Raw genomic sequence first — 23814 nt, 5'->3', positions numbered from 1 at the left:
CGGGGCGCGGGTCCCTCAGGCCAGCGGGTCCCGGCGGTCCTCGGGGCCCGGATGTTGTGGGCCCGGGGGCTGCTGGTCGTCGCGCTCCTGCTCCAGGCGCACCTCCTCGGCCCGCTTCATGCGGCGCAGCCGCCGGGTCAGGTCCCGTCCGAGGAACCAGACGGCCAGGGCCAGGGCGAAGACGACGAGGAAGCCGCCCAGACCGGCGGTGATCTCGACACTGGTGGTGTTCATCGCTGGTGACCCTCCTTCTCCCGCATGTCGTCGTCACCGTCGCCGTCGGCGTCCAGGGGTGCGGTCGAACGCTCCTGGTCGGGCTCGAGCGGCGGGACCGGGGGCGCCCCGCGGTGGGAGAGGACGAGCGCCCCGTCGGCGGTCCGCTCGTGCGGGCGCCGGCACGTCCGGTCCAGGCTGCCCTCGGCGAGCAGCTCCCGGATCCCGGCGAAGAGGTCGTCCTCGGGCAGCCGGGCGGGGACCAGGGAGCGGGCCAGCTCGTAGTCCTCGGTCGGCCACACCTGCTGCTGCAGCTCCAGCGGGACGGCGAACCAGTGCCCGTCCGGATCCACCTGGGTGGCGTGCGCGCGCAGGGCGTCGTCGCGGGCCGCGAAGTGCGCGGCGCAGTCGATGTGGGTGGACAGGACCCGGCGCGGGCGCCGCTCGATGTTCTTGCGCCAGTCGGCGAAGGGAGGCTCGTGGCCGGCCGCGACCATCGCCTCGTCCAGCAGCCGCATCCGGTCCGGGGACCAGCTGTTGTAGTAGAGCTTGAGCGGCTGCCACGGCTCGCCGGCGTGCGGGTAGGCGCCGGGGTCGCCCGCCGCCTCGAAGGCCGCCACCGAGACCGTGTGGGTCATGACGTGGTCGGGGTGCGGGTAGCCACCGTTCTCGTCGTAGGTCGTCACCACGTGCGGGCGGAACTCGCGGATCACCCGGACGAGCGCCTCCGTCGTCACCTCCAGCGGCTCGAGCGCGAAGCATCCCTCCGGCAGCGGCGGGAGGGGGTCCCCCTCGGGCAGGCCCGAGTCGGTGAAGCCCAGCCAGGTGTGGCTGACCCCGAGGATCTGGGCCGCCCGGGCCATCTCGTCCCGACGGACCTGGGCGATGTCCCGCGCGATCGCCGGGTCGTCGCGCAGCCGGGCGTTCAGGATGTCGCCCCGCTCCCCACCGGTGCAGGAGACCACCCGGACCGAGACCCCCTCGGAGGCGTAGCGCGCCATGGTGGCCGCCCCCTTGCTCGACTCGTCGTCGGGGTGGGCGTGCACGGCCATCAGGCGCAGCGGCTCGCCCGCGCTCGTGGTCATCTGGGATCTCCTTCGTGGACAATGGGTGCTGTGACGCCCGCCCCGGGCGGCTCAGGGCACCCGCCCATCCTCTCACTGCGAAAGACCGTCTCGTGACCAGCACCCCGCCTGCCCAGCCACCTCCCGGCGACCTCGCCGGGCCTCCCGACTGGGACGCCGAGGAGGCCGCGGTGGAGGAGCGACTGCGCTCGGCACGGGGCTCCCGGCGCTGGTGGGTCGTCGGGGCGGTCGCCGTGCTGGTGGGGACCGTGCTGGCCACCATCTGGGGGCTGTCGGCGACCGTGGGCCGCGTCGGCTGGGTCGACTCCGGTCACGAGGTCGTGTCCGACACCCAGGTCGACGTGCGCTTCGACGTGCGGCGCGACCCCGCGCGGGAGGTGGTGTGCCGCCTGGAGGCCAGGGACTCCGGCAGCGTGGTCGTGGGCCGCACCGAGGTCACGGTCGCCCCGGGCGAGAGCTCCCCGAGCCGTCACGTCGAGAGCGTCCGCACGGCCTCGCCCGCGGTGACCGGCTACGTCGACGAGTGCTGGTACCCCGAGGACGGTCCCCGGCACTGACCGTGGTCAGCCGCGGTAGGGCGTGGCCTCGATGACCTTGACCGAGACGGAGCGCCCGTTGGGGGCGTCGTAGGTCACGGTGTCACCGGGCTTGGCGCCCAGGAGCGCGGAGCCCATCGGGGACTGCTCGCTGTAGACGTCCAGGTCGCTGTCGTCGCCGATGATCTCCCGGGAGCCGAGCAGGAAGGTCTCCGTCTCGTCGAACATCTCGACCGTGACGACCATGCCGGGCTCGACGATCCCGTCGTCCGCGGGGGCGGTCCCGACCACGGAGTTCTGCAGCAGGTGCTCGAGCTGGCGGATGCGCAGCTCCATCTTGCCCTGCTCCTCCTTGGCGGCGTGGTAGCCGCCGTTCTCCTTGAGGTCGCCCTCCTCCCGCGCCGCCTCGATGCGGGAGCTGATGTCGGAGCGACCATCCCCCTTGAGGTGGTCCAGCTCGGACCTGAGGCGGTCGTACGCCTCCTGGGTCAGGTAGCTCGCGGCCCTGGCGGTCTCGCTCACGGTGATCTCTCCTCGTTGGTGCGTGCGCGCGGCGGGGCGAGTGCGCCCCGCTGCGCAGGTAGGTTCGTCGGCCGCCACGGTGCCGGGCGGCGGGGGTGTCCCCAAACACAAGGTCCGGGCACCCTGGCCCGGACCGTCCTTCGGCTCCCCAGTCTAGCCCGCTGCCCACCCGGAAGCCAGCCCCGCAGCCAGCGGCGACACGACCGCGCGGGCCAGGCGTGGGTGCTCCCGGGCCAGGAGGCCGGCCCCGAGCAGCAGGTAGTCCGTGTCGACGACGGCCCGGGCCTGCGCCGGCGGACGCCACCCACCGCCGTGGTCGGCCAGGACACCCTCCAGGACCGCGTCCGCCCGCCCGGGGGGTGCGTGCCGCAGCGCCCCGCCCGAGCCCACGAGCAGTCCGACGTCGGCGAGCGGACGGGGCGGCTCCCCCGGTGCGGCCGGGCGGCCGTGGCGGCGGGCGGCCACGGTGGCGGCCAGCCCCGCCAGCCGCAGGTCGAGGTCCACGGTGTCGGCCGAGGTGGGCAGCAGCCCGGGGTCGACGTGGGCCCGTCCGACCCACGCCGCCACCGCCTCGCCGACCTCGAGCCCCTCGGTCCCGGCCGCCTCGACGACACCCGGCGCGCCCCAGCGCATCCCCAGGTCGCCCTCGACGGTGCGCGCGTGCCACAGGGGGGCCACGACCTGCTTGCGCAGCGTGGCGTCCTCCCCCTGCGGCTCGACGACGGAGTAGACGTCGGTCGTGGCCCCACCCACGTCCACGACGAGCACGTCCTGCCCCGCGACCGAGGCGAGCACCTCGACGCCCGCCAGCACGGCGTCCGGGGTGGCGGCCCGCACCAGCCGGGCGAACCGGGGTCCCGGGGACAGGCCCTTGCCCCCGATGACGTGCTCGAGGAAGACCTGGCGGATCGCCGACCGCGCCCCGCCGGGGTCGACCACGCCGATCCGGGGCAGGACGTTCGGCGCGAGGGTGAACCGCCGTCCGGTGCTCGCGAGCTCGACCGCGACCGGACCCTGCGCCTCGGCGTTGCCGGCCACGACCACGGGGGCGCCCACACGGGCGCGGGCCAGTCGGCGGGCGTTGTGCAGCAGCACCTCGGCGTTCCCGCCGTCCGTGCCCCCGACCAGGAGGACCACGTCCGGACGCGCGGCCCGCAGCGTCGCCACGTCGGCCGTGCGCAGGGGGCCGGCGGCGACGTGCACCACACGCGCGCCGGCCGAGAGCCCGACCCGGTGACCGGCCTCGGCGGTCACCTCGCGCTCGTAACCCACCACCGCCAGCCGCAGCCCCCCGCCGGCGCTGGAGCAGACCAGGACGCGGTCCCGGGCGTCGTCGTCGAGGGGGTCCGGCACCGGGGCCCGACCGGGTGCGGCCAGGGCTCGACATACCTGGACCACGCCGTCGAGCACGTCGCGGCCCGGGCCGACGGTCGTGGGCACCGCCGCGCGGGCCAGGAGCTCGCCCCCCTCGCCGTCGACCAGGGCCGCCTTGGTGAAGGTGGACCCGACGTCGACCAGCAGCAGGGTCTCGGGAGCGCTCACGCGAGGCGGGTGAGGAGCGCCACGAGGAGCCAGACCGCGGCGGCACCGACGAGGACCCAGCCCCGCAGGACCTGCCGCTGGGCGGAGAGCACCGCCGCGCGCTGCCGCTCCGGGCCCGCGTCGGGACCGAGGTCCGGACCGACGTCGGAGGAGCCCGGCGGCCCGCCGAACCCTCCCCTGATCCGCCGGGCCTCGGCAGCGCGGCCCGCCCCCGCAGCAGGAGACCACCCCGACCACGAGCAGGAGCACGGGGAGGACGACGAGCAGGACCCAGTCACCGGCGGACATGGGGGGAAAGGTGCCACAGGTCGGTGCCCGGGCGCCACCGGACGTCGGGTGGGACACTGAGAGGTATGCAGTCCTCCACCTCCCTCCCCGGCCGGCCCGTCCCCCTCCCCGACATCCCCGAGCGCCACGTCGTCCTCGGCACCTCCCTCCACGGCCCCTGGCCGGAGGGCACGGAGGTCCTCTACGTCGCGATGGGGTGCTTCTGGGGCACCGAGCGGATCTTCTGGCGACTGCCCGGCGTGGTGACCACGGCGGCCGGCTACATGGGCGGGTCCACCCCCAACCCCACCTACCAGGAGACGTGCACCGGCAGGACCGGGCACGCCGAGGCCGTGCTCGTGGCCTACGACCCGGCGCGCATCTCTCCCGAGCTGCTGCTGAAGGCGTTCTGGGAGAACCACGACCCCACGACCGCGAACCGGCAGGGCAACGACATCGGCACGCAGTACCGCTCGGCGGTCTACTGGACCACCCCGGAGCAGGAGCGCGCGGCGAGGGCCACCCGGGACGCCTTCGAGGAGGTGCTGACCGGCGCGGGGCACGGCACGATCGTCACCGAGCTGCGCAGCGCCTCGGAGGCCGGTCCCTTCTACTACGCCGAGGAGGTCCACCAGCAGTACCTCCACAAGAACCCTGGCGGCTACTGCAACCACGGGCCCAACGGCTACACCTGCCCGGTCGGTCTGCGGCTGGACGACGAGAGCACCCCTGCCCAGACCGAGGTGCTCCCGCCGCGCTGAGGATCCTCAGCCGGTCGAGCCGCCGAGCTCCGAGAGGTCGACGAGCTCGTCGGAGGCGGGTGCCGTGATGTCCTGCGGCTCCCCCCACTTGTCCAGCGTCATGGTCAGCATGCTGCCCTCGACGTCCATCTCCAGCTGGCGGATGAGGTTGTCCTCGTCCAGCCACACGTCGTAGACGACCGGTCCCTGCGGCGCGAGCGAGGTCGCGGCGGCGTCGTCCCCGAGCTCGCCGGCCGCGGTGCGCAGCGCCTGGTCCAGCGACTCCCCGTCGACGGTGACCTGGTAGCGGCGCATGTCCGTGCCGTCGACGTCGTCCTCACCGAGGTAGACGACCTTCTCCGCGCTGTCCTCCCAGGTGTCCCACATCGCGGACACCTCGATGTCGTCCAGGTCCTGCAGGTCGGAGGTCAGCTCGGGCGGAGCCTCGATGAACTTCCCGTCCGGCACCAGGCCCTCCATCGCCATGTACATCGTGCCGTCCACCAGGAGCAGCTCGACCTCGCCCAGGTCGGGCACGCCCATGACGATCCGCATCGCCGCGGACTCCCCCGACAGGTCCACCGCACCGTCGACCTCGACCGGCTGCCCGGCGTCGTCCATCGTCATCGTCATGGTGTAGCTGGACAGGGTCTCTTCCCCCGGCTCGCGCAGCAGGGCCAGGAAGTCGGCCACCGGGATCTCCTCACCCTCGGCGGCCTCGGTGGCGGGCCCGGAGCCGGTCGTGCCCTCCGAGGTGCCCGCAGCGTCCTGCGTGGAGCCGCCTCCGGCGGCGTCGGCGGTGCTCGCGGGCGGCGTCGGGTCGCCCGCAGCGTCGCCGTCGTCCCCGCTGCAGGCGCTCAGCCCGAGGGTCAGGGCGCCGGCGGTCACCAGCGCGCCGAGGCGCATACGGGTCCTGCTCATCATGATGTCCTTTCCCGCCGGCGACCCGGGCGGCCGGCCGCGTCCGTACATCGTGGCACACCAGGGGCGTCCGGTTCCTCGGAGCCGGGACCCTTGTGGTCGAATGGGCGCCTGTCCCTCTCCCCCCTCGACCAGACGAGGTCACCCCGTGAACGGCAACGCCACCTTCCGGCACCACGACACCGCGGTGCTGTCCGTGATCGCCATCGACGCCCCCGAGGTCAAGACCTCCGAGGAGTTCGAGGCGGTCATCGGGGACTCCTACCGTCGCAACGGTCTACGTCCGGGCATGCTGGCCAAGCTCGCCGGCATCGAGGAGCGCCGGTGGTGGCCCGAGGGCCACAGCTTCGTGGAGGGTGCGATCGAGGCCGGCCGGCAGGCCCTGGCCGAGGCGGGGGTCGACCCCGCCCGCGTCGGGCTGCTGGTCAACACCTCCGTCTCCCGGGAGCACCTCGAGCCCTCGATCGCGGTCTCCGTGCACCGGGCGCTGGACCTGCCGACCGCCTGCCTCAACTTCGACCTCACCAACGCCTGCCTGGGCTTCGTCAACGGCATTCAGCTGGCCGCGACCATGATCGACGCCGGTCAGATCGACTACGCCCTGGTCGTCTGCGGGGAGGGGTCCCGGACGCCGCAGGAGCGGACCCTGGCCCGGCTGGCCGCGCCGGACGCGACGGCCGAGGACATCACCACCCAGTTCGCCACCCTCACGCTGGGCTCCGGGGCCGCAGCGATGCTGCTCGGCCGGGCCTCGGAGCACCCGGACGGGCACCGGGTCGTCGGCGGCGTCACCCGCGCCGCCACCGAGCACCACGAGCTGTGCGTGGGTGACTTCACCGAGATGCGCACCGACGCCCAGGGCCTGCTCGTGGCCGGGATGGGGCTCGCCAAGGACCTGTGGCGGGACGCCGCCGAGGAGTTCGACTGGACCGACATGGACCGCTACATCGTCCACCAGGTGTCCAAGGTCCACACCAGCCGGACCGCCGAGGCCCTCGGCATCGACGCCGCGCGGATCCCGCTCACCTTCCCCACCCTGGGCAACGTCGGCCCGGCCGCCGTGGCCATCACGCTGGCCAAGGAGGCCGACTCCCTCCGGCGCGGCGACCGGGTCCTCATGATGGGCATCGGGTCGGGCCTCAACATGACCTGCGTCGAGATCGACTGGTGAGCTCGGGACTGGCCGCCCAGGAGCCGGTCGGACTCCCCCGGCCCGCGCCCCCGGGGGTGGACCCGGCCTGGTCCCGGGTCGTCCCGGCCCCGGACGCCGAGGGGGTCCCCCGACGCTGGCACCTGCTGGACACCGGCCCGGCGATGGCCGCCCGCGGCGAGCGGGTCGAGGCGACCCTCCTGTGCGTGCACGGCAACCCCACCTGGTCCTACCTGTGGCGCCGGGTGCTGGCGCAGGCGCCGCCCGGGTGGCGGGTCGTCGCCGTCGACCAGCTCGGTATGGGGTGGTCCGAGCGTCCGGGGGCGCCGCGAACCCTCGCGCAGCGGATCGAGGACCTGACCGGTCTGACGTCCGTGCTGGGCCTGCAGGGGCCGGTCGTGACGCTGGCGCACGACTGGGGCGGACCGGTGTCCCTGGGCTGGGCGCAGCGGCACCGCGACCAGCTGGCCGCGGTGGTCCTCACCAACACGGCCGTCCACCAGCCGGGTGACAGCGCCCCGCCCGCCGTGATCCGGCTGGCGCGCACCCCCGCCCTCCTGTCGGGCGCGTGCGAGCGCACCCCTGCCTTCGTCCGGGCGACCACAGCGCTGTCCCTCCCCCCGCTGGGCAGGGCGGTGCGAGACGCCTTCGCCGCCCCCTACGCGACGGCGGCCCGGCGCGCCGCCGTCGCCGACTTCGTGCGGGACATCCCCTTCGAGGACGACCACCGCAGCCGGCCCACCCTCGATGCGGTGGCCCGGGGCTGCGGGGAGCTGGACGTCCCGGCGCTGCTCGTCTGGGGCACCCGGGACCCGGTCTTCGGCCAGCGCTACCTGGAGGACCTGCTGCGCCGCATGCCCCAGGCCGACGTGCAGCGCTACCCCGACGCCTCGCACCTGGTGCTCGAGGACCGGCCGGACGGCGTGGGCGTCGTCTGGGACTGGCTGACGACGACCGTGACCGCCGGGCGGGACGGCAGGCGCACCGGGCGTGACGCGACGCACACCGGGCGGGACGGGACGCACAGCGTGGACGACGACGAGGTGCCGCGGGTCCCGGTGACCGTCGACACCAGCCGTCCGGACGCCCTGTCGGTCGTCGAGCTGGGCCCGGGAGGGGCACGCCGCCAGGTGACGGTCGGCGAGCTGGCCGCCGGGGTCGACGACGTGGCGCGGGGCCTGGCTGCCCGCGGCGTGCGCCGTGGCGACCGGGTGGCCGTCCTCGTCCCCCCCGGGATCGACCTCACCACCGTGGTCTACGCCGTCTGGCGCCTCGGCGCGGTGCTGGTCGTCGCCGACGCCGGTCTCGGGCTCGGCCGGCTGGGCGCCGCCCTGCGCAGCGCCGGCCCCCGCCACGTCGTCGGCGTCCGGGCCGCACTCGCCCTGGCGGCCACGACCCGCGTGCCCGGTCGCCGCATCCTCGTCGAGCCGGGAGGGGACCAGCTGCCGGCCCTGGCCCGGGCGGGACGCGCCGACGGGCGGGAGCTGCCTGACCCCTCCACGATCCCCGGGGGGCAGGACGGCGCCGTGCTCTTCACCTCCGGCGCCACCGGGCCACCGAAGGGCGTGGTCTACACCCGGGACCGGCTCGGTGCCCAGGTGGCCCTGCTCCGCGACACCTTCGGCTTCTCCCCCGGAGAGAGCCTCGTCGCGGCCTTCGCGCCGTTCGCGCTCTACGGCCCCGCACTCGGCCTGACCAGCGCCGTCCCGGACATGGACGTCACCGCCCCGCACACCCTCACCGCACGGGCGCTCGCGGACGCGGTGCGGGCCGTCGGGGCCACGATGGTCTTCGCGGCCCCGGCAGCGCTGCGCAACGTGGTCGCCACGGCCGGTGACCTCGGTCCGGACGACCGCGTCGCGCTCGCCGGCCCCCGCCTGGTCCTGTCGGCCGGCGCCCCCGTGCCGGTGGAGCTGCTGCGGAAGGTCCGGGCGCTCCTCCCCTCGGCCGCGACCCAGACCCCCTACGGCATGACCGAGGCGCTGCCCGTGGCCAGCCACGACCCCACCCTCCTCGACCCGACGGACGTCCGCCGCCAGGAGGGCGTCTGCGTCGGCCCGGCGCTCCCCCGGGTGGAGGTCCGGATCGCCCCCCTGGACCCGGAGGGCGTGCCCTCGGAGCAGCTGACCTCGCAGGCCGGGGTCGTGGGCGAGATCGTCGTCCGCGGCGCCCACGTCAAGGAGCGCTACGACCGGCTCTGGGCGGTCCAGCACGCCGCCGACCGGCCCCCCGGCTGGCACCGCACCGGCGACGTCGGGCACCTGGACGACGAGGGGCGCCTCTGGGTGGAGGGGCGGCTGGCGCACCTGGTCCGGACCGCCTCCGGGCCGGTGACCCCCTACGCCGTGGAGGACCGGGTGCGCACCCTGCCGGGCGTGCTCGACGCGGCCGCCGTCGAGGTGGGGCCGGCCGGGACCGGTCAGCTGGTGCTCGTCGTCGTGCCCGAGGAGCGGGCCACCGGGCCGGCGCGGCTCACCGGTGCCCGACGCGGCGCCGGCGTCCTGGCACCGCCGGCGCTGGCCGCCCGCGTGCGAGAGGTCGTCGGCCGGCCCGTGGCTGCGGTCCTGGTGCGCGACTGGCTGCCGGTCGACGTCCGCCACGCCAGCAAGGTCGACCGGAGCGCGCTCGCCGACTGGGCGGACGCCCGGCTGCACGGCAGGTCGGTGCGCGAGCGCGTCGCCCGCGCCGTGCGCGGGTCGGCGCCCCGCCGGAGGAGCCGGTGAGCGCCGGGCGGGTCCTCGTCACCGGGGCCAGCGGGATGCTCGGGTCCGCGGTGGCCGACCTGCTCGAGGAGCGGGGCTGGGACGTCACCACCATGCAGCGCCGCACCGGCGGCGGACGGCACCGCGAGCTGCTCGGCGACATCCGTGACGGCGACGCCGTCGAGCGGGCGGTGCGGGGCCAGGACGCGGTCGTCCACCTCGCCGCCCGGGTGGACGTGACCGGCCCCTGGCTCGACTTCGTCGACATCAACGTGCGCGGCACGCGCCGCGTCATCGAGGCCCTCCGGGGCCAGGGGGGAGGGCGCCTCGTGCACATCTCCTCCCCCTCCGTCGCGCACACGGGGCACTCCCTCGTGGGCGAGGGAGCCGGCCCGGCCTCCCCCATGCACGCGAAGGGGCACTACGCGCGCACCAAGGCCGCCGCCGAGCTCTTCGCCCTGGCCGCGGACGAGCGCGGGCAGGGCGACCTCGCGGTCACGGCGCTGCGACCGCACCTCGTCTGGGGCCCCGGTGACACCCAGCTGGTGGGCCGGCTCGCCGAGCGGGCCCGGCAGGGCCGCCTGGCCCTCGTCGGCAGCGGGACCGTCCTGGTCGACAGCACCTACGTGGACAACGCGGCCGAGGCCGTCGTGGCCGGTCTGGAGCGGATCGACCGCGTCCGCGGCCAGGCCCTCGTCGTCACCAACGGGGAGCCTCGACCCATCGGCGAGCTGGTGGCCGGCATCTGTCGCGCCGTCGGGGCCCCGCCCCCGCGGCTGCGGGTGCCCGCACCGGTCGCCTGGGGTCTCGGGGCAGCGGTCGAGGGCGCCACCGCGGTCTCCGCCCGGCTGTCCGCCCGCCTCCCCCGCGTCCCGGCGATCACCGAGCCCCCCATGACGCGCTTCCTCGCCTCCCAGATGGCGACCGCCCACTGGTTCGACCAGCGACGCACGCACGAGGTGCTGGGGTGGGCACCGCGCGTCAGTCTCGACGAAGGCCTGGAACGCCTCGCCGGTCACCACACCTAGACTCGACCCCGTAGCCGCTGCACCCCGCAGAGCCCAGCCCACGTCAAGGAGGACCTCATGGCCGAGGCCGTCATCGTCGCCGCCGCCCGCACCCCCATCGGACGGGCCTTCAAGGGCTCGTTGACCACCGTCCGACCCGACGACCTCGCGGCCGGGGTCGTGCGCGCGGCCCTCGACCAGGTGCCCGTGCTGGACCCCACCACGATCGACGACCTCTACCTCGGCTGCGCCGAGCCCTGGGGCGAGCACGGCTTCAACATGGCCCGCGTCGTCAGCGTGCTCCTCGGCCTGGACGAGGTCCCCGGGGCCACGATCAACCGGTTCTGCGCGAGCTCGGTCCAGACCACCCGGCAGGCCTTCCACGCCATCAAGGCCGGTGAGGGTGACGTCTTCGTCAGCGCGGGCGTCGAGTGCGTCTCCCGCTACGCCGACTTCGCCGGTGCGGGCCAGAGCCGCTCGGAGTGGCAGAACCCGCGCTTCGCCGACGCCCTGGCGCGGACCGCCGAGACGGCCGCCACCAACCGGACCTGGACCGACCCCCGGGAGCAGGGCGGGCTGCCCGACGTCTACGTCGCCATGGGCCAGACGGCGGAGAACGTCGCCACCGCCTACGGCATCTCCCGGCAGCGGCAGGACGAGTGGGGCGTCACCAGCCAGAACCGCGCCGAGGCCGCCATCGCCGCCGGTGTCTTCGAGCGGGAGATCGCCCCCGTCACCCTGGCCGACGGCACCGTCGTCTCGACCGACGACGGCCCGCGCGCCGGGGTGACCCTGGAGAAGGTCAGCCAGCTCCAGCCGGTCTTCCGCGAGGACGGCACCGTGACGGCCGGCAACTGCTGCCCGCTGAACGACGGGGCGGCCGCGCTGGTCGTCATGAGCGACACCCGGGCCAAGGACCTGGGGCTGACCCCGCTGGCCCGGATCGTCTCGACCGGCGTGTCCGCCCTGTCGCCGGAGATCATGGGGCTGGGCCCGATCGAGGCCTCGAGGCGGGCCCTGACCAACGCCGGCCTGGCGATGGAGGACATGGACCTCTACGAGATCAACGAGGCTTTCGCCGTCCAGGTCCTGGGCTCGGCCGACGCCCTCGGGATGGACTACGACAAGCTCAACGTGCACGGCGGGGCGATCGCGCTGGGTCACCCCTTCGGCTCGACCGGGGCCCGGATCTCCACGACGCTGATCAACGCGCTCAGGACGCGGGACGGGCAGTTCGGCCTGGAGACCATGTGCGTCGGTGGTGGCCAGGGCATGGCGATGGTCATCGAGCGGCTCAGCTGAGACGGCCTCGGGTCCGCGGTGCGCGCGGCGCGCACCGCGGACCGGAAGTACCCTTGGCCAGGTTCGCCGTTCCCTCCCTCCCTCGACACCTGTGAGGTCCCCATGGCTGCTGGTCTGGCTGCCCTGCTCGACGACATCGCGGCGATCGCCCGCGTGGCGGCCGCGTCGGTCGACGACATCAGCGCGGCCGCGGGCCGCGCCGGGGCCAAGGCCGCCGGTGTCATCGTCGACGACGCCGCCGTCACCCCCCGCTACGTCACCGGCTTCGACCCCAGCCGCGAGCTGCCGATCATCAGGAAGATCGGTCTGGGCTCCCTGCGCAACAAGCTGCTCTTCATCGTCCCCGCCGCGCTGCTGCTCAGCCAGTTCGCCCCCTGGCTGCTCACCCCCATCCTCATGCTCGGCGGCGCCTACCTGTCCTACGAGGGCGCCCACAAGGTGCTGGAGTGGCTGGGCGTCGGCGGCCACCACGACGCGGCCAAGGACGCGCCGGTCGTCGAGCGAGGCCCCGAGGAGGAGAAGAAGATGGTCAGCGGTGCGATCCGCACCGACTTCATCCTCTCCGCCGAGATCATGGTCATCTCGCTCAACGAGGTCGCGGACGAGCCGTTCCTCAACCGGGCCGTCATCCTGGTCGTCGTCGCGATCGCGATCACGCTGCTCATCTACGGCGTGGTCGCCCTCATCGTGAAGATGGACGACATCGGGCTGGGCCTGGCCCAGCGCGAGTCCGAGGGCGCCCAGGCCTTCGGCCGGGGACTGGTGAAGGCGATGCCGGTCGTGCTCAAGGTGCTGTCCATCGTCGGCGTCGTCGCCATGCTCTGGGTCGGCGGGCACATCCTGCTGGTCGGCATGGACGACCTCGGCTTCTCCCTGCCCTACGACCTCGTGCACGACGCCGAGGTGGCCGTGGCCGGGTGGATCTCCGCGGCGGCCGGCTTCGTCACCTGGCTCACCAACACCTTCTTCTCGGCGATCCTGGGCCTGGTCACCGGGCTGCTGATCGTCGGCGTGGTCTCGCTGGTGCCGAGGAGGGGCAAGGACGGCGCGGAGCACGCCGCCGCCCACTGAGGGGCCTGCTCAGGGCAGGCTGCGGCGCAGCGCGGTGAGCCGTGCCGCCAGGTCCGCCTCCGGCATACCGGCTGCCCGCCAGTCGTGCACCATGACGCGCAGCTGGTCCGGCAGCACGGCCGGGCCGAGGTCGGGGACCTCCGTGAGCGGCAGCCCTCCGGCGCGCGCGGTGTCGTCGGCGAGGGCCTGCACGACCTGACGCACCGCCGGGACAGCGCGAAGCGCGTGGTCCAGGGGCAGCTGCTGCCACCTCCGGACCACGCGCTCCAGCTCGGTCCCGGCGGCGTCAGGGGCGCTGCCCCTGCCGCCGGGAACGGTCATCAGTCGCGCTGCAGGATCGAGAAGAGCCGCAGGAACTCGATGTAGAGCCAGACCAGGCTGGCGATCAGGCCGTGGCCGAGCAGCCACGAGTACTTCTCGGGAGCCCCGCCGCGCACGGCGCGGTCGATGGAGTCGAAGTCCACCGCGAGGGAGTAGGAGGCCATGCCGACACCGAACAGGGAGATGAGGATGCCGAGCGGGCCGCCGTAGACGCCCCAGCCGTCGCCGAAGCCCAGGAAGCTGGCGCCGACGTTGACGAGCAGGAAGACGAGGTAGCCCATCGCCATCATCCCGAAGATGCGGCGTGACTTGCTCGTGACCTTGATGAAGCCGGACTTCCAGGCGATGAACATCCCGGCGAAGGTGGCCATGGTGGCCACGACCGCGGTCGTCACGACCCCGGGGTACATCGCGTCGAAGGTCGGGCTGATGGCCCCCAGGAACAGGCCCTGGAGCACGGCGTGCACCATGATCAGCGGGACGTTGACCTTCTTGCTGAAGCCGATGACGAAGGACAGGGCCAGCGAGCCGAACATGCCGAGCAGCCACAGCGGCATGGTCAGGCCGGGCTGGTCACCGACGAGGAACCAGGTCGCCCCCGTCACGGCGATGACGATGACGAAGAGCATCAGGGACTTCATCACCACGTCGTCCAGGGTCAGTCGGCCGGTCTGGGCCGGGCCGGCCGGGGCCTGGGCGTACATGTCCTGCAGCTGCTCGGCCGTGAGGGTCTCGCTGGGCCCCGGGTAGCCGGTCTGCGCGGGGAGCGTGGGTCGACCCTGCGGCGGGGGGTAGGAGGAGGGCTGCGAGCCGAAGCCGGCGTAGCCGCCCTGGGCAGCCTCCTTGTCGATACGGTTGAAGACCGGGTTGACGGCCATGGGACCTCCGTTGTCGTGCGGCACGCGGGAAAAGTCCTCCCGCGTGTCAGTTCACCAGGATAAACGTACAGGTGCACCTGAGGATTCCGCCGTCGTCCACATCCCCTCATTCTTCGTCCTCCCCGCCCTCCGGCAGGTAGAGTGTCCACTCGCACACCCCCCGGAAGGACGAGGTATGACGCGCGCACGGCGCCCGGTGGCCCTGGCCACCTCGCTGGCGACCGCTGCGGGGCTGGCGCTGACGACCGCGCCACCGATCGCCGCCTCCCCCACCGCCGTCCCGCCGACGGCGGCGGTCCTGCCCGCCCATCCCGTGCTGGACGAGGGGTTCCCGCGCCGCACCCCCCTCGTCGAGCCCCCGGCGGACCCGGCCGACGCCGCGCTGCGGCTGGGGCTGTCCCCCTGGCACGACGTCGTCCGGCGGCTCAACGACGCGCAGGAGTCCTCGGACCGGGTGTCGGTGCAGGTGGTGGGCCGCAGCACCGAGGGCAGGGACCTGATGCTCGTCACCCTCACCGCGCCGGAGAGCCCGGCCGAGGCGCGGCAGCAGCAACGCATGCGCGACCGCCTCACCGAGCAGCCGGCCCAGGCCGCGCGGGACCGGGGCCTCGCCCGCTCCTACAAGCTCCCCGTGCTGGTCAACGCCAACATCCACGGCAACGAGTGGGAGGGGACCGACGCGGTCCTGCGGCTGGTGGAGGAGTATGCCGCCTCCCGCGACCCGCAGGTGGCCCGGCTGCTGGAGCGGCACCGCATCCACCTGCTCGTCTCCGCCAACCCCGACGGCAGGGTGGCCGGCACCCGCCGCAACCCGGCCGGCTTCGACCTCAACCGTGACCTGGTGACCGGGTCGCAGCCCGAGACGGTCGCGCTGCGGGACGTCATCGTGGAGACCCAGCCGGCCCTGGTCGTCGACCTGCACGGCTACGTCAACGGCACGCTGGTGGAGCCGACGACCCCTCCGCACGGGGAGGCCTACGAGACCGACCTGCTGCTCCCTCACGCCTATCCGCTCGCCCTCGCGGTCGAGGAGGCGGTCCTCGGCCTCGGCCACGACGAGGACGACGGGGTGCGGCCACCGCAGATCCCGCTGCGGGACTGGGCCGAGGGCTGGGACGGCTGGCCGCCGATCTTCGTCCCGCAGTACTCCCAGCTCCACGGCGCCGTCGCCTCCACCGTCGAGCTCCCGCTGCGCGTCAACAACAGCGCCTACGAGCTGGGCACGGCCGAGCTCCAGCGCCGGGCCGCGATCAACACCGAGATCGCGCACGCCGCCATCACGGCGACGCTCGGGTATGCCGGGCAGCACCGGGAGGAGCTGCTCGCCGACCAGGTCGAGATCTTCCGCCGGGGGGTGACCGGCGCCCGGCAGGTGCCGGTGGAGGACGGCCTGTTCGGCGTGGTGGGGCCCGAGGACGTCTTCCTGACGCAGTACCCCCGGGCCTACGTCATACCCACGGGGGACGGGCAGCGCTCGGCCCCCGCGGCCGCGCGGCTCGTCGACCTGCTCCTGGCCCACGACGTGGAGGTGACCCGCCTGTCGCGGGGGAGCACGATCTCGGGCCGCTCCTACCCCGCCGGGTCCTACGTCGTCGACCTGCACCAGGCCAAGCGCGCGGTCGCCCACACCCTGCTGGGTCGGGGCAGCGACATCTCGGGGCGGGTGGACGCGATGTACGACATCTCCGGCTGGAGCCACGGGCTGCTGTGGGGCGCCGACGTGGTGACGGTGCCCGAGAGCTCGCCCCTGCGGATCGTCGGGACGCCGGTCGAGCGGGCAGCCGCCAGCGGCTCGCTGGACCCGAGCTCCACCGGGTGGGTGCTGCCGCTGGCCGACCCCGCCGACGTGGCGGCCACGAGCACGCTGCTCGAGCACGGGGTGACGGTGGAGCTGCTCGACGACGGCACCGTCCTGGTCCCTCCTGGGCGTCGTGGGCCGCCGGCGAGGTCGCCCGGGTCCACGGCGTGGAGCTCGCCGGTGCCCCCGAGGGGGCCTCCGGGGCACCGTTGTCACCCACCGCCGGGCGGGTGGGGGTCGCCGCGTCCGCGGAGGAGCGCTGGGCCTTCGCCGAGATGGGGCTCACGGTCGAGCCGGTGAGCACCCAGGCCCTCAACGACGGGCTGGACCTCGAGGACCTCGACGCGCTCTACGTCTCCTCCGGCCTGTCCTGGCGGGAGCTGGACCACCAGGCCCGTGTGGAGCTGAAGAGCTTTGTGAGGGACGGCGGCGGGCTCGTCGGGCGGGGACAGGTCGGGGCCGACCTCAACGAGGCGCTCGGGCTGCTGGACGTCACCCCGGTGACGGGGCGGTCCGACGCCAACGGGGTGGTGCGGGTGGACAACGACACCGCCAGCCCGGTCGCGGGCGCGGCCCCGCCGCACACCTTCGTCTACTCCCCGCTGTGGTTCACCGACCTGGGCCGCGAGGTCCGGGCCGACCAGCGCTTCTCCGCCGAGCCCGTCGTCAGCGGCCACTGGCGCCCCGACCCCGACGGGCGGGGTGGGCCCGACTCCGCAGCCGGCCAGGCGGTCGTGGTCAGTGGCGAGTCGGCGGGCGGGTCCCGGGTCGTCCTGCTCGGCTCCGAGCCGCTCTTCCGGGCCCACCCCAAGGGCCAGTACGCCTTGGTGGCCCGATCGCTGCTGTGGGCCGGCACGACGTCGCCGTGACCGGGCCCGGGTGCCCCCGGCGGGATTCGAACCCGCACTGAACCCATTTTAAGTGGGCTGCCTCTGCCGGTTGGGCTAAGGGGGCGTGCGCCCGTCAGGATAGCCAGCCGCCGCTCAGAGCCGGGCGACGACCTCGTCCAGCATGGCCTCGGTGAGCCGCCCGGTGAAGGTGTTCTGCTGACTGACGTGGTAGCTTCCGACCAGGCGCACCTCCCGGCCGGTCGGTGTGACCAGCAGCGCGGTCGCGCCGTGACCGAAGCGAGGCTTGGGCCGGGGGACCTGCCAGCCCACGCCGCGGGCGGCCGCGAGGAAGGCGTCCCAGCCGATCCCTCCCAGCGCCAGGACCGAGCGGAGCGTCGGCTCGAGCAGGGAGAGCTCCCGCTGCAGCCAGGGCCGGCAGGTGGCCCGTTCCTGCACGGTCGGCGCGTTGTCCGGCGGTGCGCAGTGGACCGGCGCGGTGATGCGCAGGTCCTGCAGCGTCAGCCCGTCCCCGGCGGAGACCGACGACGCCTGGGACGCATAGCCGGCACGGTGCAGCGCCGCGTAGATCCAGTCCCCGGACCGGTCGCCGGTGAACATCCGCCCCGTCCGGTTGGCGCCGTGGGCGGCGGGGGCGAGCCCCACCACGAGCACGCCGGCGTCGTCGGGGCCCAGGCCGGGTGCCGGCCGCCCCCAGTAGGGCTGGTCGGCGAAGCCGGCCCGCTTGACCCGCGCCACCTGCTCGCGCCAGGCCACCAGCCGGGGGCACGCCGAGCAGACCGACACCAGGGCGTCGACCGCCGCGAGGTTCGGCGCACCGGACGCCAGGCGGCGCACCCCTGCCGCGCTCCGCGCCCTGCGGGTATGCGGTGCCGCCGGGTCCTGCGGCCACCCCGTGCCCGGCGGGACGGGGCTGGGGAAGGGCTGCCCGGTCAGCGGGTGCGGGAGGTCGACGGGCACCGGTCCGGTCTCACCGGGACGGCCCGGACGGGGCGAGCTGGGAGAGCGCGATGCCGTCGAGGATGTCGGTCTCCGAGGCCCGCACCGTCCGCAGCTTGGAGTCGTGCGCGACCCGCTGGACCACGGTGCGCCAGATGAGGGCACCGGCCCCGATGACGTCGACCCGGCCCTCGTGCATGTAGGGCAGCTCGCGCCGGCGGGAGCGGGGGGAGAGCAGCAGGTCGGTGCACGCGTCGATGACCAGCGGCACCGCGAGCTCGGCGCCGTGGATCTGGTCCGACCGGTAGGCCGGCAGGCCGAGCGCGTGGGCCGTGACGGTCGTCACCGAGCCGGCGAGGCCGACGAGGGTGCCGACCGAGCCCAGGTCGACGTCGGAGGCGACGTCCTCGACGGCACGCACGATCTCCGACAGGGCCGACCACACCTGGTCCTCCGTGGGCGGGTCGTCGTGCAGGTGCCGCTCGGTCATCCGCACGCAGCCGACGTCGACCGAGCGAGCGGCGAGGACCCCGCGGGCCAGGTCACCCAGGACGAACTCGGTCGACCCGCCGCCGATGTCGACCACGAGGTAGGGGTCCTCGGCCCCGGCCGCGGCGAGGTCGCCCGTGGCCCCCACGAAGGACAGCCGGGCCTCCTCCAGCCCGGAGACCACCTCCGGCTCCACCGCCAGGTCCCCGAAGGCCTCGCGCACCCCGGCCACGAAGTCCGAGGCGTTCGAGGCGTCGCGGGAGGCCGAGGTCGCGACGAAGCGCACCGATGCGCACCCCTGCTCCCGGCAGGTCGCGGCATACTCCCCCGCCGCCGTCAGCGTGCGCGACATCGCCTCCTGCGAGATCGCACCGGAGGCGTCCAGCCCCTCCCCCAGCCGGACGATCTGCATCTGCCGGGTCACCTCGGTGAGCGCGGGCAGGCCGTTCGGACCGGGCTCCACGTCGGCGACCAGCAGGCGGATCGAGTTGGTGCCGCAGTCGACGGCACCGACCCGGGTCACGGCGAGGTCCCGTCCTGCGTCGGCGTCAGCGTCGGCGCCTCGTCGACCGTCGGCGCCTCGTCGACCGTCGGCGTCGGCGCCTCGTCGACCGTCGGTGCAGCGGCCTCCTCGACCAGGTCGGCCCCGCAGCACCCGCCCTCCCACCAGTCGGGCAGCGCCTCGAGCGCCTCGTCCCCCAGGGCGTTCACCCCGGGGCCGGCTGCCAGGGCGTGGCCGGCGAGCACGTGCAGGCACTTGACGCGGTTGGGCATGCCGCCCGCGCTCACGCCGGCGAGCTCAGGCACATGGGCGAGCTCCTCCCGGCGACGCAGGTAGTCGTTGTGCGCCTGCGCGTAGTCCCAGCGCAGGTCCTCGTCGTCGCTCAGCCGCTGCGTCATCTCCTTCATCAGCCCCTGGCTCTCCAGGGTCGAGATGGCACCGGTGAGGCGCGGGCAGGTGACGTAGAAGGTCGTCGGGAACGGGGTGCCGTCGGGAAGGCGGGGCTCGGTGCGCACGACGGTCGGGCAGCCGCACGGGCAGCGGTGCGCGATGGAGTCGACCCCGCGCGCCGGGCGGCCCAGCTGGTGGGCGAGGACGGCGAGGTCGTGCTCGGTGGGGGTCTCCTCCAGGGTGGTCCGGTCCGGTCGACTCATGGGTCGATCGTCTCAGGAAGTCCCTCGTTGGCCACCATCACCGACTCCCAGACCTGGCCGTACCACGGGCTGGACGCCACGACCTCCTCGCTGACGGGGGCCATGCCCGGCAGCGCCTCGGTGTAGTCGGTGCCGGTGTCGTCGATGACGGTGAAGACGGTCTCGTCCTCCTTGACGAAGCGCAGCCGCTCGCGCGCCTGCTGCTCGACGAAGGTGGGGTCCTCCCAGGTCTCCAGCTCGGCCCGGAGCCCCGCGATCTCCTCCTGCTGGGCGGCGATGCCGGCGCGGGCCGCCGAGATGTCGGCCCGCTGCCGCAGGTAGCCGGACAGCGCGGGCGCCAGGACGAGGGCCATGAGCACCACGAGCGTGAGCAGGGTGAGCAGCCGGCGCACGTGCGCCGGGGTCTGCCGACCCGGTCCCGGCCGCCCGCCGGCCGCCCGGGCCCCCGCGGCCCGGGTCGGCATCGGCTGGCCGGGGCGGGCGGTGGGCCGTCGGGGCGGTCGGCCCCCACGGGACGCCGACGGATGCGCGTCGCGAGGACCGCGTGCGGTGCTCATGGTGCTCCTGGGGTCTGCGGGGTCGGCGGGGCGAGGGTGCGGCAACGTCGCCAGGGTATGCCGTGCACCCTCCCCGACCCGTCCAGGCGCGCCGGGTCAGCCGCGGTAGCGGGGGAAGGCCCCGGCCCCGGCGTAGACCGCCGCGTCGTCGAGCTCCTCCTCGATGCGCAGCAACTGGTTGTACTTCGCGACCCGCTCGGACCGGGCGGGGGCGCCGGTCTTGATCTGGCCGCAGTTGGTCGCGACGGCCAGGTCGGCGATCGTGACGTCCTCGGTCTCGCCGGAGCGGTGGCTCATCATGCAGCGGAAGCCGTTGGCCTGGGCGAGGGCGACCGCGTCGAGGGTCTCGGTCAGGGAGCCGATCTGGTTGACCTTGACGAGCAGGGCGTTGCCCGCCCGCTCGGTGATGCCGCGCTGCAGCCGCTCGGGGTTGGTGACGAAGAGGTCGTCGCCGACCAGCTGCACCTGGCTCCCGAGGCGCTCGGTGATGCGCACCCAGCCCTCCCAGTCGTCCTCGTTCAGCGGATCCTCGATCGAGACGAGCGGATATGCCTCGACCAGCTCGGCGTAGTAGTCGATCATCTCCTCGGCCGACCTCGTGCCGCCCTCGAAGCGGTAGGTGCCGTCCTCGAAGAACTCCGAGGCAGCGACGTCGAGCGCCAGGGCGATGTCGGAGCCCACGGTGTAGCCGGCCCGGCCGATGGCCTCGACGATGAGGTCCAGCGCGGCCCGGTTGGACTCCAGGTCCGGCGCGAAACCGCCCTCGTCCCCCAGCCCGGTCGCCAGGCCACGCTCCTTGAGCACGGCCTTGAGCGCGTGGTAGACCTCGGTGCCCCAGCGCAGCGCCTCGCGGAAGGAGCCGGCGCCGATCGGGGCGATCATGAACTCCTGGATGTCGACGTTGGAGTCCGCGTGCGAGCCACCGTTGAGAATGTTCATCATCGGCACGGGCAGCACGTGCGCGTTCGGGCCGCCCACGTAGCGGAACAGCGGCAGACCGGCCGAGTCGGCCGCGGCCTTGGCCACGGCGAGGGAGACGCCGAGGATCGCGTTGGCACCGATCTCGGCCTTGTTGTCGGTGCCGTCCGCGGCGATCATCTCGGCGTCGACCAGACGCTGCTCGGAGGCGTCGAAGCCCAGCAGGCGCGGCTCCAGGTCGTCCATGACGGCGGCGACGGCCGCCTCGACCCCCTTGCCGAGGTAGCGGCTGTCGTCGCCGTCGCGACGCTCAACGGCCTCGAAGGCCCCGGTGGAGGCACCCGAGGGCACGGCGGCCCGGGCGACGGTGCCGTCGTCGAGACCCACCTCCACCTCCACGGTCGGGTTGCCGCGGGAGTCGAGGATCTCGCGGGCGATGATGGCGTCGATCGAGGCCATGGGCTCTCCTTCGTCGGGGTGAGCAGGGTGGTCGGCGGTCAGCGTGACGCTGCCTGGCACGAGCCTATCCGCGTGCCGTCTCCCCCAGCACGCGGAGGGTCTGCCGCAGCGCGGCGTCAGGATCGGCCCCCCGGGCCCACAGGTCCAGGACGAGGCGCAGCAGCGCCGCGCCGGGGTCCCCGGCCGCGACCTGTTCGGCGACGAAGGCGTCCAGCCACTCCGACCGCCCCGCCCGGTCCAGACGTGAGGCCACCTTGACCGCCCGGGCCAGCGGCGGCATACCGGTGGGGATGCCGTCCAGCGGGTGCTCCCGGTGCGGCTGCTCGGCCGCCTTGATCTGCTCCCAGTTGGCCTCGACGTCGGCGGCCCCCGAGACGCGGGTGTCGGCGAAGACGTGCGGGTGGCGGCGCACCAGCTTGTCGACGAGGGCGGCCGCGACGTCGTCGACGTCGAAGGGGTCCTGCTCGTCGTCGGCGGCCACCCTGGCGTGGAAGAGCACCTGCAGGAGGACGTCGCCGAGCTCGTCGGCGGCGGCCGTGCGCAGCGCCGCCCGGGCCTCCCCCTCCTCCGGGGTCGGGCCGGCGGCCGGATCGAGGCGCTCGAGCACCTCGACGGCCTCGTGGGCCTCCTCCACGAGGTAGGGCGCCAGCGTGGCGTGCGTCTGCTCCGCGTCCCACGGGCAGCCGCCCGGCGACCGCAGCCGGTCCATCACCGCGACCGCGTCCAGCAGGCGCGCGCCGGGGACGTCCCAGGAGGCGACCAGCAGCTCCAGGGTGGGCGGGTCGTCCTCGGGAAGGGTCACCGCGAGCGCCTCCGCCAGTCCGGGGTCGCCGTCCGCGGACCCCACCCACACCACGGGCCCGTCCTGCGCGTGCGCCAGCAGCGCGGCGGCCCGCGCCTGCGGGGTCTGCGGGGTCTGCGGGGTCTCGGTCGCGAGGACCGACACGTCGATCCCCGCCTGGGCCAGGGCCTGCGCCGTGGGGGTCCCGACGTCGGCCGTCAGGACGGCCGAGGCCTCCCGCAGCGCCTGCCAGGCGGAGGCCGACAGCAGCCCCGGGGCGACCCGGGGCGAGGTGAGCAGGAGGGTCAGCTGGCGTCGGACGGGGTGATCCACGACGGCACCTGCGGCACGACCTGCCCGGCCTGCGGGTCCCAGGCACCGAAGCGGGGGTTCACCCGGACGTCCTGCTCCGCCACGTCGGCGGCGTAGCCGTCGACCTGCGCCAGGATGTCCGCCATCGCCGGGTCGGCCTGCACGGCCGGGTCGTTGAGCACCGAGGCGTAGTACTGGTACCGGGCCACGTCGAGGGTGAGCTCGCCGGGCTCCCCGTCGAGCCCGCCCCCCGCGAGCTCGTCCCGCAGGCTGGACTCGCTGGCCTGGTAGGTGCTGCCCGCGAAGTACTCGTCGAGCACCGGGACGGCGCCGGCGATGCTGATGACGGCCTGGGGCGCCACGTCCTGGCCGGACAGCTCGCTGAACTGACGGGTGGTCTCCTCGACCTCCTGCACCGAGTAGGCGGAGCCGTTGACGACCACGCCCTCCTGCATGGTCGTGCCGCCGCACCCGGCCAGGGCGACGGCGGCGACGAGGGCCGGGGCGGTGGCAGGGATCAGGCGCTTCACAGCCGTCATCATAGTCGGGGGCCGGACCGCTCCGACGCCGCACCCGGGCCGCGGCGCAGCACGCCGTCCGCACGCAGGTGGCCCAGGATGACCGCCACCGCGAGCGCCGAGCCCAGCATCTCCAGGCTCTCCTCGAGGATCATCAGGCCGAAGACCAGCCTGCGCAGCGTGCCGGTCTCTCCCTCCGCCCCGCGGACCAGCAGACCGGACAGCCCCTCGGCGCCGACCGACCCGGCCACGAAGACGACCAGCGCCACCAGCAGCCAGCGCCGCGGGACCCGCGGCAGGTGCCGGGCCAGGACGATCACGACCACCAGCGCCAGCCCCAGCAGGACGATCCCCGGCAGGAGCCACTCGTGGGTGGCCAGCGAGCCGCGCTCCATACCGAGGTAGTCGGGCAGCCGCTCGTGGAACTGCACCTTGTCGTCGACGCTGAGCAGGATCAGCAGCCCGGCGACGGCGAGCCAGCCCCAGCGCTGCCGCCGATCCGCACTACCCCAGGCCGCCAGGAGGGCCAGCCCGCCGGCGAGCGCCGTCAGCACGATGGACAACCAGGTCCCGAGGGAGGACTCGACGTTGAGGTTGAAGACCCGCAGGAGCTCCTCGGGCAGGGTGCGCACCCGCCGGTCGACCACCACCGTGGCGACGTTGCCCGCCGCGAGCAGCACGACCACGGCGCTCAGCCCGGCCAGGACCGTGGTCGCGAACCGGCGCTCCGGGGACATCCTGGGAGCGTAGGCGAGACGTCCCCGGCTCCGGGACAGGCGCGCG

The 23814-nt window shown here is 74.4% G+C and carries 25 protein-coding genes and 1 tRNA gene; 9 read left to right on the top strand and 17 right to left on the bottom strand.

Going from position 1 to position 23814, the window contains the following annotated elements; translation table 11 throughout:
* Positions 1–15 precede the first annotated feature (15 nt).
* Both E3Z34_RS03390 and mca read right to left on the bottom strand, forming a co-directional pair.
* Positions 16–234 carry a hypothetical protein gene (locus E3Z34_RS03390; RefSeq protein WP_134772469.1) on the bottom strand — a complete coding sequence of 73 codons (219 nt, stop codon included), beginning with the start codon at positions 232–234 and terminating at the stop codon, positions 16–18.
* The gene (gene mca / locus E3Z34_RS03385) at positions 231–1298 is read right to left on the bottom strand and encodes a mycothiol conjugate amidase Mca (protein WP_238695329.1); all 1068 of its coding nucleotides are present in this window, start codon (positions 1296–1298) and stop codon (positions 231–233) included. The genes E3Z34_RS03390 and mca overlap by 4 nt, the downstream gene beginning before the upstream one ends.
* Before the next feature lie 92 nt (positions 1299–1390).
* On the opposite strand from mca, the gene E3Z34_RS03380 reads away from it, so the two are divergent.
* Positions 1391–1855 (top strand): DUF4307 domain-containing protein, encoded by a 465-nt coding sequence (locus E3Z34_RS03380; RefSeq protein ID WP_158288591.1) that lies wholly within the window; start codon positions 1391–1393, stop codon positions 1853–1855.
* Positions 1856–1861: 6 nt separating this feature from the next.
* Here the strand turns inward: E3Z34_RS03380 and greA are convergent, their stop codons facing one another.
* The 3 genes from greA to E3Z34_RS18550 form a co-directional block, all read right to left on the bottom strand.
* Positions 1862–2356, bottom strand: a complete 495-nt coding sequence (gene greA / locus E3Z34_RS03375) for a transcription elongation factor GreA (protein ID WP_134772467.1) — start codon at positions 2354–2356, stop codon at positions 1862–1864.
* 153 nt (positions 2357–2509) lie between these two features.
* Positions 2510–3898 carry a glutamate mutase L gene (locus tag E3Z34_RS03370; protein WP_134772466.1) on the bottom strand — a complete coding sequence of 463 codons (1389 nt, stop codon included), beginning with the start codon at positions 3896–3898 and terminating at the stop codon, positions 2510–2512.
* Positions 3895–4176: a hypothetical protein gene (locus tag E3Z34_RS18550; RefSeq protein ID WP_134772465.1), complete on the bottom strand. Its 282-nt coding sequence runs from the start codon at positions 4174–4176 to the stop codon at positions 3895–3897. Before E3Z34_RS18550 ends, E3Z34_RS03370 begins: the two co-directional genes overlap by 4 nt.
* A gap of 75 nt (positions 4177–4251) precedes the next feature.
* Between E3Z34_RS18550 and msrA the strand changes: the two genes are divergently transcribed.
* The gene (gene msrA, locus E3Z34_RS03360) at positions 4252–4926 is read left to right on the top strand and encodes a peptide-methionine (S)-S-oxide reductase MsrA (RefSeq protein WP_134772464.1); all 675 of its coding nucleotides are present in this window, start codon (positions 4252–4254) and stop codon (positions 4924–4926) included.
* Positions 4927–4932: 6 nt separating this feature from the next.
* Here msrA and E3Z34_RS03355 read toward each other — a convergent pair whose 3' ends face one another.
* Complete coding sequence (locus tag E3Z34_RS03355) at positions 4933–5826, bottom strand: LolA-like protein (protein ID WP_134772463.1); 894 nt, start codon at positions 5824–5826, stop codon at positions 4933–4935.
* A gap of 148 nt (positions 5827–5974) precedes the next feature.
* On the opposite strand from E3Z34_RS03355, the gene E3Z34_RS03350 reads away from it, so the two are divergent.
* The 5 genes from E3Z34_RS03350 (at position 5975) to E3Z34_RS03330 (ending at position 13058) form a co-directional block, all read left to right on the top strand.
* The gene (locus tag E3Z34_RS03350; RefSeq protein ID WP_194092431.1) at positions 5975–6997 is read left to right on the top strand and encodes a 3-oxoacyl-ACP synthase III; all 1023 of its coding nucleotides are present in this window, start codon (positions 5975–5977) and stop codon (positions 6995–6997) included.
* Positions 6994–9699 (top strand): alpha/beta fold hydrolase, encoded by a 2706-nt coding sequence (locus tag E3Z34_RS03345; RefSeq protein WP_238695328.1) that lies wholly within the window; start codon positions 6994–6996, stop codon positions 9697–9699. Before E3Z34_RS03350 ends, E3Z34_RS03345 begins: the two co-directional genes overlap by 4 nt.
* Positions 9696–10706, top strand: coding sequence for an NAD-dependent epimerase/dehydratase family protein (locus E3Z34_RS03340; RefSeq protein ID WP_134772461.1), 1011 nt, complete (start codon positions 9696–9698; stop codon positions 10704–10706). The genes E3Z34_RS03345 and E3Z34_RS03340 overlap by 4 nt, the downstream gene beginning before the upstream one ends.
* Positions 10707–10763: 57 nt before the next feature.
* Positions 10764–11987, top strand: a complete 1224-nt coding sequence (locus E3Z34_RS03335; RefSeq protein ID WP_134772460.1) for an acetyl-CoA C-acetyltransferase — start codon at positions 10764–10766, stop codon at positions 11985–11987.
* A 102-nt stretch (positions 11988–12089) separates the two neighbouring features.
* Positions 12090–13058, top strand: coding sequence for a DUF808 domain-containing protein (locus tag E3Z34_RS03330; protein ID WP_134772459.1), 969 nt, complete (start codon positions 12090–12092; stop codon positions 13056–13058).
* Between the two features lie 9 nt (positions 13059–13067).
* Here the strand turns inward: E3Z34_RS03330 and E3Z34_RS03325 are convergent, their stop codons facing one another.
* Complete coding sequence (locus E3Z34_RS03325; protein WP_134772458.1) at positions 13068–13379, bottom strand: hypothetical protein; 312 nt, start codon at positions 13377–13379, stop codon at positions 13068–13070.
* A complete protein-coding gene (locus E3Z34_RS03320) occupies positions 13379–14257 on the bottom strand; it encodes a Bax inhibitor-1/YccA family protein (protein WP_134772457.1) in 879 nt (292 codons plus the stop codon). Before E3Z34_RS03320 ends, E3Z34_RS03325 begins: the two co-directional genes overlap by 1 nt.
* Positions 14258–14432: 175 nt before the next feature.
* Between E3Z34_RS03320 and E3Z34_RS03315 the strand changes: the two genes are divergently transcribed.
* A complete protein-coding gene (locus E3Z34_RS03315; protein ID WP_202977013.1) occupies positions 14433–16355 on the top strand; it encodes a M14 family zinc carboxypeptidase in 1923 nt (640 codons plus the stop codon).
* Positions 16286–16924 (top strand): hypothetical protein, encoded by a 639-nt coding sequence (locus E3Z34_RS18115; RefSeq protein ID WP_202977012.1) that lies wholly within the window; start codon positions 16286–16288, stop codon positions 16922–16924. Before E3Z34_RS03315 ends, E3Z34_RS18115 begins: the two co-directional genes overlap by 70 nt.
* An 11-nt stretch (positions 16925–16935) precedes the next feature.
* Here the strand turns inward: E3Z34_RS18115 and E3Z34_RS03310 are convergent.
* The 9 genes from E3Z34_RS03310 to E3Z34_RS03270 form a co-directional block, all read right to left on the bottom strand.
* Positions 16936–17009: transfer RNA gene (locus tag E3Z34_RS03310), tRNA-Leu, on the bottom strand.
* 29 nt (positions 17010–17038) lie between these two features.
* Complete coding sequence (locus E3Z34_RS03305; protein WP_134772456.1) at positions 17039–17863, bottom strand: uracil-DNA glycosylase; 825 nt, start codon at positions 17861–17863, stop codon at positions 17039–17041.
* Positions 17864–17873: 10 nt separating this feature from the next.
* The gene (locus E3Z34_RS03300; RefSeq protein WP_134772455.1) at positions 17874–18854 is read right to left on the bottom strand and encodes a Ppx/GppA phosphatase family protein; all 981 of its coding nucleotides are present in this window, start codon (positions 18852–18854) and stop codon (positions 17874–17876) included.
* The gene (locus E3Z34_RS03295; RefSeq protein ID WP_134772454.1) at positions 18851–19486 is read right to left on the bottom strand and encodes a DUF501 domain-containing protein; all 636 of its coding nucleotides are present in this window, start codon (positions 19484–19486) and stop codon (positions 18851–18853) included. Before E3Z34_RS03295 ends, E3Z34_RS03300 begins: the two co-directional genes overlap by 4 nt.
* Complete coding sequence (locus tag E3Z34_RS03290; RefSeq protein WP_134772453.1) at positions 19483–20043, bottom strand: FtsB family cell division protein; 561 nt, start codon at positions 20041–20043, stop codon at positions 19483–19485. Before E3Z34_RS03290 ends, E3Z34_RS03295 begins: the two co-directional genes overlap by 4 nt.
* A 96-nt stretch (positions 20044–20139) precedes the next feature.
* A complete protein-coding gene (gene eno / locus E3Z34_RS03285; RefSeq protein WP_134772452.1) occupies positions 20140–21420 on the bottom strand; it encodes a phosphopyruvate hydratase in 1281 nt (426 codons plus the stop codon).
* 64 nt (positions 21421–21484) lie between these two features.
* The gene (locus tag E3Z34_RS03280) at positions 21485–22534 is read right to left on the bottom strand and encodes a nucleoside triphosphate pyrophosphohydrolase (RefSeq protein ID WP_134772451.1); all 1050 of its coding nucleotides are present in this window, start codon (positions 22532–22534) and stop codon (positions 21485–21487) included.
* Entirely contained in the window at positions 22507–23043 is a 537-nt protein-coding gene (locus tag E3Z34_RS03275) for a hypothetical protein (RefSeq protein ID WP_134772450.1), read from the bottom strand. Before E3Z34_RS03275 ends, E3Z34_RS03280 begins: the two co-directional genes overlap by 28 nt.
* An 8-nt stretch (positions 23044–23051) precedes the next feature.
* A complete protein-coding gene (locus tag E3Z34_RS03270) occupies positions 23052–23768 on the bottom strand; it encodes a hypothetical protein (protein ID WP_134772449.1) in 717 nt (238 codons plus the stop codon).
* Positions 23769–23814 lie beyond the last annotated feature (46 nt).

The organism is Ornithinimicrobium flavum (assembly GCF_004526345.1).
Classification (GTDB): Bacteria; Actinomycetota; Actinomycetes; order Actinomycetales; family Dermatophilaceae; genus Ornithinicoccus; species Ornithinicoccus flavus.
This window is presented reverse-complemented; position numbering and strand designations above follow the sequence as displayed.